The following is a 9,264-nucleotide window of genomic DNA, read 5'->3' on the forward strand; positions in this document are numbered from 1 at the left end:
CGGCGTGGGTCTCGCCCGGCAGCTTGCCGACCTTGCGGACCGGCACGAAACCGACGCCGAGGGCGAGCGCCACCGGCGCCGCCAGGATGAACCCGCGCGCCTCCATGCCGACCACCTTGTCGACGGCAGGCCGACCGTGCTCGTCGCGACCGACGTCGGCCAGCGCGGTGACGACAGCGCGGAAGCCGTCGTGGTCGGCCAGCAACGGCGTGATGTCCTTGAACGTGATCCCCGGCTGGGGGAAGTCCGCGACATCACGGACCCAACGGTCGAGGGCCTCCCCCGCTGCCCGCATGGCCGCCGTCGGCTCCCGTTCCACGGCTGCTACTTCTTGCCGCGCTTCGACCGGGTCTGCCGCACCGGCTGCTGTCGTCCGGAGCTGTTGCCCGACGCCACCCGCCGCTGCTGGGTGGGGGCGACCCGTCCCTTGCCCAACGCCTCGTCGGAGGGTCGGGCGGTGTTGCCGCCGTCGGTGTCCGCGGGGCGCTCGGCGCGGGCCGGCCGGCCGGTGCGGTCGGGGTCCGGCTCGCCCTCGACGACCGGGGTGTCGCGGGTGACCGCCGGGACCGACGCGTAGCGGTCGGCCATCGCCCGCTTCTTGGCACGGGCGCGACGGGCCTGCTCGACGACCTCGGTCTCGGTCGACTTGAGCTGCACCAGGATCCGCGGCGCGAGGAAGACCGAGGAGTAGATGCCCGCAGTCATGCCGACGAACTGCGCCAGGGCGAGGTCCTGCAGCGAGCTCGCGCCCAGCTGGACCGCGCTGACGTAGAGGATCGCGCCGATCGGGATCAGCGCCACGATGCTGGTGTTGATCGAGCGCACCAGGGTCTGGTTGACCGCGAGGTTGGCCGCGTCGGCGTACGACTCGGTGCTCTTGCGGAGCGTGGTGGTGTTCTCTCTGACCTTGTCGAACACGACCACCGTGTCGTAGAGCGAGAAGCCCAGGATCGCCAGCAGACCGGTCACCGCCGCGGGCGTCACCTGGAAGCCGGACAGCGCGTAGACGCCGACCGTGATGGTGATGTCGTGGAAGAGGGCCAGCAGCGCTGCCACCGACATCTTCCACTCACGGAAGTAGCCCCAGATGAACAGCACGACCAGCACGAGGAACACCGCGATACCGATCAACGCGCGTTCGGCGACCTCCCGGCCCCAGCTGGGGCCGACGTCCTGGGTCGAGATGTCGTCCACGCGGTCGACACTGGGGAACAAGCCGACGATGACGTCTTCGGCCTCGTCCTCGCCCGTGTCGGAGAGCGACTCGGTGGTGAGGACCAGCGAGTTGCCGCCGGCGGTCGTGACCGACGGGTTCGCTGCGCCCTCGATGCCGGCGTCGGCGATCGACTCACGCAGCTCGTCGGCCGAGCTCTGGTCGACGCCCTCGGCGACGGTGATCTTGAGCTCCGTGCCGCCGCGGAACTCGACCCCGAAGTTGAGCGGCTTGACGATCACGGCGGTGATGGCGAGGCCCACCAGGATGACGGTGATGCCGTACCACAGCGGCTTGCGACCGATGAAGTCGAAGGACCGGTGACCGTTGTAGAGGTCGTTACCGACCCGGGACAGCTTGCCCATCAGGCCTTGCCTCCTGCCGTCATCGGGGGGTGCGGGGGGCCGTCGATGCCCAAGGACCCCGGGCTCAGACCGGACATCCGGTGGCCGGAGTTGAACGCCTTGAACTGCGCGAACCAGGACACCAGCGGCTTGGTGAACCAGAACAGGACAGCGAGGTCGATCAGCGTCGACAGGCCGAGCGCGAAGCCGAAGCCCTTCACCGCACCGGTCGCGAAGATGTAGAGGACCAGCGCGGAGAGCAGCGACACCGTGTTGGCCGCGATCCGGGTGACCCGGGCGCGGGCCCAGCCGGTCTCGACAGCGACCCGCATCGACTTGCCCTCGCGCATCTCGTCACGGATCCGCTCGAAGTAGATGACGAAGGAGTCCGCGACCACTCCGACCGCGATGATCAGGCCGGCGATGCCGGGCAGGGTCAGGGTGAACCCGGCTGACTCGCTCAGCAGCAGCACCATGCCGTAGGTGATGCCGGCGGCGATGAACAAGGAGCTCACGACGGCCAGGCCCAGCGCGCGGTAGTAGACCAGGCAGTAGAGCATGACCAGCGCCAACCCGATGCCGCCGGCCGTGAGCCCGGCGCTCAGCTGGTCACCGGCCAGCGACGGGCCGATGTCCTCGGTCGTCACGTCCTTGTCGAACGAGATCGGCAGCGCGCCGAACTTCAGGCTGTTCGCCAGGTTGGTTGCGCTCTCCTCGGTGAAGTTGCCCGTGATCTGCGACCGACCGTCGCGGATCGGGTCGTTCATCACGGGAGCAGACAGCACCACTCCGTCGAGCACGATCGCGAACTGGCGGCCGGTGCCGGCCAGCTGCGACGAGAGCGTCTCGAAGTCGTCCTCGCCGCCGGTGGAGCCCTTCGGGTGGGCCTTGTCCTTGTCGTTGCCGATGTCGAGGGTGACTGCCCACTCGACCTCGCCCTGCGGGATGCCGGCCCCGGCGTCCGAGAGCTCGGTGCCCTCGATGACCGAGCGGGACAGGAGGTACTTGGTGACCCGACCGTCATCGCCGATCTCGCACGCCACCAGCGGCTGGTCCGGGTCGTCGGGCTGAGGCGCCGGCACCTGCTCGCCCTGGGCGTTGGTCTTGACGGTGGTGCCGTCCTCGGTGCAGGAGAGGCTGTTGAACAGCGCCACCGAGTCGGCGTCGGGGGACGCCGCCCACGCGATCTCGTCCTCCGCCGTACGGACCCCCGTGTCGCCCTCGTCCTCGGGCTCGCCGGTGGGCTCGTCGGTGGGCGTCTCGGTGGGGCTGGCCGTGTCGGTGGGGCTGGCCGTGTCGGTGGGCTCGTTGTTCTTCCTGTCGCCCTCGTGGCCGGGCTTGTGGTCGAGCGCGAGCGGCGCCCGACCGAGCGGCACACCGCCGGTGGCGCACGGGTCGGAAGCACCCTCGGCGCAGGCGACCAGGCGGAACCGGAGCTGCGCCTGGCGGCGGACCAGCTCCTCGGTCTCGCGGCGGTTCTCGGTGGAGCCGGGGATCTCGACGACGATGTACCTGCCCGACTGGGCGGTCACCTCGGCCTCGACGACGCCCGAGCCGTTGACCCGCTGGTCGATGATCCGACGGGCCTCCTCGAAGTTCTCGTCGGTGGGGTCGCCAGTGGCGGTCAGGGTGATCCGCAGACCGCCCTGGAGGTCGAGGCCGAGCGCCGGCTTCCAGCTGCCGGCGAGCGCGACCAGGCCGTACATGATCGCCACGCCGAGGAAGAAGACGACCAGGGTCCGTCCGGGCCGGTAGCGACGTGCCGCCACGTCAGCGCTCCTCGTCGTCGGTCTCGCTGGCCGCGCCCGAGTCGACGTCGTCCGGCTGGTCAGCCTCGTCGATCTCGTCGGCTGCGTCGTCGCGCACGACCGAGCCGACCGCCGCGCGGGCGACCTTGACGACCATGCCGGGCGCGAGCTCGATCATCAGGTGGGCGTCGGCGACCTCGCTGACGGTGCCGAAGATGCCGGAGGTCAGGACGACCGTCTCACCGGGAACGATGGACGCCTGCACCTGCGCGACCTCCTTCTGGCGCCGTTGCGCCGGCCGGATGATCAGCAGCCAGAAGATCGCCACGATCGCGACGATCCACAGCAGGGGTGCGATTTCGTTCACCAAAGAGCCTTCCAAGCGTTCGTCTGGACGCAGCGCGCGACCGGATCCGGGCAGCCGCACGGAGCCCGGGGCGGGCCGACGGGCAAGTGTAGCCGCGCGTGTTACGTCGCCCACATCGCCGTACGGCGATGGCGGGGCGGGCGCCGGACTACTCCTCGAAGAGGGTCGGATCGACCGCTTCGACGGGCTGGGGCGGGGGCGTCAGTCCGAGGTGCTCCCAGGCTGCCGGAGTGGCGATCCGGCCGCGCGGAGTGCGGGCGAGGAATCCCAGGCGCACCAGGAACGGCTCGGCCACCTCCTCGACCGTCTCGCGCTCCTCCCCGACCGCCACCGCAAGCGTCGACACACCCACCGGACCACCGCCGAACCTGCGGCAGAGCGCGTCGATGACCGCCCGGTCGAGCCGGTCGAGCCCGAGCTGGTCGACCTCGTAGAGCTCGAGCGCAGCCTGGGCGACGGGATGGGTCACGACGCCGTCGGCCCGGACCTGGGCGTAGTCGCGGACCCGACGCAACAGCCGGTTGGCGATCCGCGGGGTGCCGCGGGAGCGGGACGCGATCTCGGCGGAGCCCTCGGGTGTCAGCGGTACGTCGAGCAGCCCCGCGGAGCGGTGGGCGATCCGGTCGAGGTCGGCCGGCTCGTAGAACTCCAGGTGGGCGGTGAAGCCGAACCGGTCCCGCAGCGGCCCGGGCAGCAGGCCGGCGCGGGTCGTGGCACCGACGAGCGTGAACTGCGGGATCTCGAGCGGGATCGCGGTCGCGCCCGGCCCCTTGCCGATGACGACGTCGACCCGGAAGTCCTCCATCGCCATGTAGAGCATCTCCTCCGCCGGGCGTGACATCCGGTGGATCTCGTCGACGAAGAGCACGTCGCCCTCGTTGAGGCCGGACAGGATCGCGGCGAGGTCGCCGGCGTGGGTGATCGCGGGCCCGCTGGTCAGCCGCAGCGGGGTGTTCATCTCGTGGGCGATGATCATCGCCAGCGTCGTCTTGCCGAGCCCGGGCGGCCCGGACAGCAGCACGTGGTCGGGCGCCCGCCCCCGTCGTCGCGCGGCCTCGAGCACCAGCCCCAGCTGGTCGCGGACCCGGGTCTGTCCGACGACCTCGTCGAGGCTGCGCGGTCGCAGCGCCGCCTCGACCGCGCGCTCGTCGCCCTCCGCCTCCAGTGCGGTGAGCGACCGGAGGTGAGTCTCCTCGGCGACGTCGATCTCGTCCTCGTGGAACGTCATGGGACCTCCGCTCAGGCCTTCGAGAGGGTGCGGAGGGCCGCCCGCAGGAGCGAGCCGACGTCGGGCAGCTCGCCCGCGTCGGGGGCGACGGCGTCGATCGCCCGGTCGGCGTCCTTCGCGTTGTAGCCGAGCCCGATCAGGCCCTGGGCGACCTGGTCTCGCCACGGCGCGATCGCGGCGTGGGGCAGCGCGGCACCGCGCCCGGTCGGCGCGCCGATCCGGTCCTTGAGCTCCAGGATGATGCGCTGGGCGCCCTTCTGGCCGATGCCGGGGACCTTGGTCAGCGTCTTCACGTCGTCGACGGCGATGGCGGTGCGCACCCCGTCGGGCGAGAGTACGGCGAGCATCGCCTGGGCCAGCTTGGGACCGACCCCCGACGCCGTCTGCACCAGCTCGAAGATCGACTTCTCGTCGTCGTCGGCGAACCCGAACAGGGTGAGCGAGTCCTCGCGGACGACCAGGCTGGTCGGCAGCGTCGCCTCACTGCCGGTGCGGAGCGAGGCGAGGGTGCCAGGGGTGCACATCAGCTCGAGACCGACACCGCCCACCTCGAGCACCGCGCTGTTGAGCGTCACGGCCGCGACCCGGCCCCGGACGTGCGCGATCATCGTCTGCCTCCTGCCGCGGCGATCGCCGCATCGATCCGGGCCTGGCTCCCGCCCCGCCAGATGTGGGTGATCGCCAGCGCCAGCGCGTCGGCGGCGTCGGCCGGCTTCGGCATCGCGTCGAGCCGGAGGATCCGCGTCACCATCGCGCCCACCTGGGCCTTGTCGGCACGCCCGTTGCCGGACACGGCGGCCTTGACCTCGCTCGGCGTGTGCAGCGCGACCGGCAGGCCGCGCCGGGCGGCGCAGACCATCGCGATCCCGCTCGCCTGGGCGGTGCCCATCACCGTGCTCACGTCGGAGCGGGCGAAGACCCGCTCGATCGCGACCGCGTCCGGTGTGTGCTCGTCGAGCCACGCCTCGATGCCACGCTCGATGGAGACCAGTCGCTCGGGGACCGGCAGGTGCGACGACGTACGGATGACGTTGACGTCGACCAGCCGCAACGGGCGGCCGACGTCGCCCTCGACCACGCCCATCCCGCAGCGGGTCAGGCCGGGGTCGATCCCGAGGACACGCATTGGAACTCCCGCCACCTCGATGAACTCAACCTGTCGAACACCTGTTCGGTGCCAACGCTAAGGTCGGCAGGCACCTCACCGGGTCTCGACACGCCGGTCGCGACCTCGTTCCTCGGTCGCGCGGCTCGCTCGACCACCATCAGCGAGTCCGCTGGCGCGTCCTCGCTACGCCTCGACGGCTTCCATGACCTCGTCGGGGATGTCGGCGTTGGAGAAGACGTTCTGCACGTCGTCGAGGTCGTCGACGGCGTCGATCAGGCGGAACACCTTGCCGGCGGCGTCGGGGTCGGCGACGGGGATGTCGAGCGACGCGACGAACTGGACCTCGGCCGAGTCGTAGTCGATCCCGGCTGCCTGCAGCGCCGTGCGGACCGCGACCACGTCGGTGGGCTCGGACTGGACCTCGAAGCCCTCGCCCAGGTCGAGCACCTCCTCGGCGCCGGCGTCGAGGGTCGCCTCGAGGACGTCGTCCTCGCTGATCTCCTTGGCCTCCTGCGCCTTGGGCACCACGACGACGCCCTTGCGGTTGAAGAGCCGGGACACCGAGCCCGGGTCGGCCATGGTGCCGCCGTTGCGGGTGACCGCCGTCCGGACCTCCATCGCGGCCCGGTTGCGGTTGTCGGTCAGGCACTCGACGAGCAGGGCAACGCCTTGGGGTCCGTAGACCTCGTACATGATCGTCTCGTAGTCGACACCGCCGCCCTCGAGACCGCCGCCGCGCTTCACCGCGGAGTCGATGTTCTTGTTGGGGACCGACTGCTTCTTCGCCTTCTGGATGGCGTCGAAGAGAGTGGGGTTGCCGGCGGGGTCAGGCCCGCCCGTCTTGGCCGCGATCTCGATGTTCTTGATCAGCTTGGCGAACAGCTTGCCGCGCTTGGCGTCGATGACCGCCTTCTTGTGCTTGGTGGTCGCCCACTTGGAGTGGCCAGACATTCAGTCCCTCTTCCGACTCGACAACGACCGCTGAGTCTACCGTCGCACCATCTCGAGGAAGAGCCGGTGGATGCGTCCGTCGTCGGCGACCTCGGGGTGGAACGACGTCGCCAGCAGGTGTCCTTGACGTACGGCGACCGGGTGCCCCTCCGCCTCGGCCAGCACCTCGACCGCGGGACCGACCTCCTCGACCCACGGGGCGCGGATGAAGACGGCATGGACCGGCCGGTCGAGACCCTTGAGGTCGAGCTCCGCCTCGAACGAGTCGACCTGCCGACCGAACGCGTTGCGGCGCACCGTCACGTCGAGCCCGCCGATCGTCTCCTGCCCGGCGGCGCCGTCGAGGATCCGATCGGCGAGCAGGATCATGCCCGCGCAGGTGCCGAACGTCGGCATGCCCGACCGCACCCGCACCCGGATCGGGTCGAGCAGCTCGAAGGTGCGTGCGAGCTTGGCCATCGTCGTCGACTCGCCGCCGGGCAGCACCAGCGCCTCGCAGCGCGCGAGCTCCTCCGGTCGCCGGACCGGGACCGCCTCTGCCCCGAGCGCGGTCAGCGTCGACAGGTGCTCGCGGACGTCACCTTGCAGGGCGAAGACTCCGACGACGGGCACCCCCCGAGCCTAGTGAGGCGCCGCGGCGGGGTCGCGATCAGGCGTGCCCGCAGCGCATCGCAGCGCCGATGATGATGATGCTCGTCCGCCTCACGGGCGTGGTGGTCGTCGTCGCCGCGATCCAGGTCGTCGGTGTCCGCAGCCGGGCCAGCACCACCACGTTGTAGTTGGCATTGGTCCCGATCAGTCCGGTGCTGATGTCGAGGGTGACCGTCGACCCGGCCGCCTGTCCTCCGCCGATGGTCCCCGTCGCGACGGGCGTCCCGCCGGTGGTGCGCAGCTCCCAGTAGTACTCGTAACGCGCGTCGACGTGGGTCCAGGTCAGCCGGGCGATGTTGCCCAGCACGAGGATGCCGTTCACGTCGGTGCAGGTGGGCTGCGCCTGGGACACCACCGTGTGGGTGCCCATGCTGCCGGACGTGACCGTGCCGGTGTCGGTGAAGAACGCCGAGGACGGCGCCGCCGTGGCCGACACCAGGGCCAGCGCGACCGGTACGGCGAGGAACGCGGCCACCCGACGACGGCCAGCGGTGGGTTCGCGGCTGGGCCGGAGGGCGAAGACGAGCAGGCCGAACGCGCCCGCACCGAGGATCATCAGGCCCCAGGTGGTCGACAGCCAGCTCACCGGGTAGCCCAGCCACGGCACGTCGAACCGCACCGCGAGCACCCGGTCGACGACGTAGATCTCGCTGTCCGGGGCCGCGTTGGCGTCGCCCTGGAGGGTCAGTGCCACTTCTCCGCCGGAGGGCTCGGCCGCCACCACCCGGTGCATCACCCGGGTGCCGTCCGCACGCGACACGGCCACGACGTCGCCGACCTCGACGTTGTCGGCCGCCGTGTCCTGAGCGAAGGCGAGCGACCCGGCCGGGATCGCCGGGCTCATCGAACCGGAGCTGACCACCATCGGGCGGATGTCCAGGAAGACGCTCGCGGTCGCGGCGACCAGGCAGACCACGCCGAGAGCCGCCCCCAGCGACAGGAGGATGCGGCCCGGTCGGAACGGCTTGCGCCGGCGGTGGCTGGTCATGGCAGCTGGGTCGCCGACAGGGAGAGCACGACGCTCGTGGTCTTGCCCTGGAGGCTGTTCGGGGCGCCGCTGTTGAGCACGACCTGGACGCAGAGGCTGCGGGTCGCACCGGCCGTCGCCAGCGCCACGTCCGCGGGCAGGATGTTGCCCGACGGAGTGGTCGAGACGAATCCGGAGAACACCTGCGTCCCGCCCGTGCAGGTGCCGGCCCGGTCGCCGCCGGCCTGGGTTCCGGTCGGGGCCGCCGCGCTGGACTGGTCGACGATCACGACCTGGAGCCCGAGCGACCCGGAGGTGAGGTCGTTCGTCGAGGACTGGACGGTCGCGTTGAACTTGAACGGCGCGGTGCCGGAGTTCCGGACGACGACCGTCTTCGACACGCTCTCCCCCGGGACCATGTCGGTGAGGGTCAGCGCGGCGTAGTTCCAGTTGTTGGGGCCGGTCCCGGTCAGGAACTCCGAGCCGGTGCTCGGTCCCGCGGTGAGGTCGAGGGTCGCGGAGCTGATCGGGCCGCTCTCCACCGTCGCCTCATCGGTCCAGTACGCCGACGTCGAGGTGGCTCCCAGCGCGGCCAGCACCCCCAGGCTGAGCAGGGCGCGGGTGCGCCCGCGGCCGAACCAGCGGCCGCCGAACCAGCGGCCGGCGACTGCGGCGTGCGCACGAGGG

At 71.1% G+C, this 9,264-nt stretch carries 11 protein-coding genes; all 11 read right to left on the bottom strand.

Annotated elements, in window-relative coordinates:
* On the bottom strand, nt 1-295 hold a 295-nt coding region (locus H0488_RS19340), incomplete at its 3' end, for a type I phosphoribosyltransferase (protein WP_512698545.1).
* Nucleotides 296-324: 29 nt separating this feature from the next.
* Nucleotides 325-1,578, bottom strand: a complete 1,254-nt coding sequence (secF, locus tag H0488_RS19345) for a protein translocase subunit SecF (protein ID WP_183100868.1) — start codon at nt 1,576-1,578, stop codon at nt 325-327.
* A complete protein-coding gene (secD, locus tag H0488_RS19350; protein ID WP_183100869.1) occupies nt 1,578-3,326 on the bottom strand; it encodes a protein translocase subunit SecD in 1,749 nt (582 codons plus the stop codon). Before secD ends, secF begins: the two co-directional genes overlap by 1 nt.
* A 1-nt stretch (nt 3,327) precedes the next feature.
* Nucleotides 3,328-3,672 (bottom strand): preprotein translocase subunit YajC, encoded by a 345-nt coding sequence (gene yajC, locus H0488_RS19355; RefSeq protein ID WP_183100870.1) that lies wholly within the window; start codon nt 3,670-3,672, stop codon nt 3,328-3,330.
* 148 nt (nt 3,673-3,820) lie between these two features.
* Nucleotides 3,821-4,900 carry a Holliday junction branch migration DNA helicase RuvB gene (gene ruvB / locus H0488_RS19360; RefSeq protein ID WP_183100871.1) on the bottom strand — a complete coding sequence of 360 codons (1,080 nt, stop codon included), beginning with the start codon at nt 4,898-4,900 and terminating at the stop codon, nt 3,821-3,823.
* An 11-nt stretch (nt 4,901-4,911) separates the two neighbouring features.
* Nucleotides 4,912-5,508, bottom strand: a complete 597-nt coding sequence (ruvA, locus tag H0488_RS19365; RefSeq protein WP_183100872.1) for a Holliday junction branch migration protein RuvA — start codon at nt 5,506-5,508, stop codon at nt 4,912-4,914.
* The gene (gene ruvC / locus H0488_RS19370) at nt 5,505-6,026 is read right to left on the bottom strand and encodes a crossover junction endodeoxyribonuclease RuvC (protein ID WP_183100873.1); all 522 of its coding nucleotides are present in this window, start codon (nt 6,024-6,026) and stop codon (nt 5,505-5,507) included. Before ruvC ends, ruvA begins: the two co-directional genes overlap by 4 nt.
* Before the next feature lie 165 nt (nt 6,027-6,191).
* Nucleotides 6,192-6,959 carry a YebC/PmpR family DNA-binding transcriptional regulator gene (locus H0488_RS19375; protein ID WP_183100874.1) on the bottom strand — a complete coding sequence of 256 codons (768 nt, stop codon included), beginning with the start codon at nt 6,957-6,959 and terminating at the stop codon, nt 6,192-6,194.
* 36 nt (nt 6,960-6,995) lie between these two features.
* Nucleotides 6,996-7,571 (bottom strand): pyridoxal 5'-phosphate synthase glutaminase subunit PdxT, encoded by a 576-nt coding sequence (pdxT, locus tag H0488_RS19380; protein ID WP_183100875.1) that lies wholly within the window; start codon nt 7,569-7,571, stop codon nt 6,996-6,998.
* Between the two features lie 37 nt (nt 7,572-7,608).
* Nucleotides 7,609-8,598: a signal peptidase I gene (locus H0488_RS19385; RefSeq protein ID WP_183100876.1), complete on the bottom strand. Its 990-nt coding sequence runs from the start codon at nt 8,596-8,598 to the stop codon at nt 7,609-7,611.
* The coding region (locus tag H0488_RS19390) for a SipW-dependent-type signal peptide-containing protein (RefSeq protein WP_183100877.1) at nt 8,595-9,264 on the bottom strand (670 nt) is incomplete at its 5' end. The genes H0488_RS19385 and H0488_RS19390, both read right to left, overlap by 4 nt.

It is taken from the genome of Nocardioides pelophilus, assembly GCF_014180685.1.
Taxonomy (GTDB): Bacteria; Actinomycetota; Actinomycetes; order Propionibacteriales; family Nocardioidaceae; genus Nocardioides; species Nocardioides pelophilus.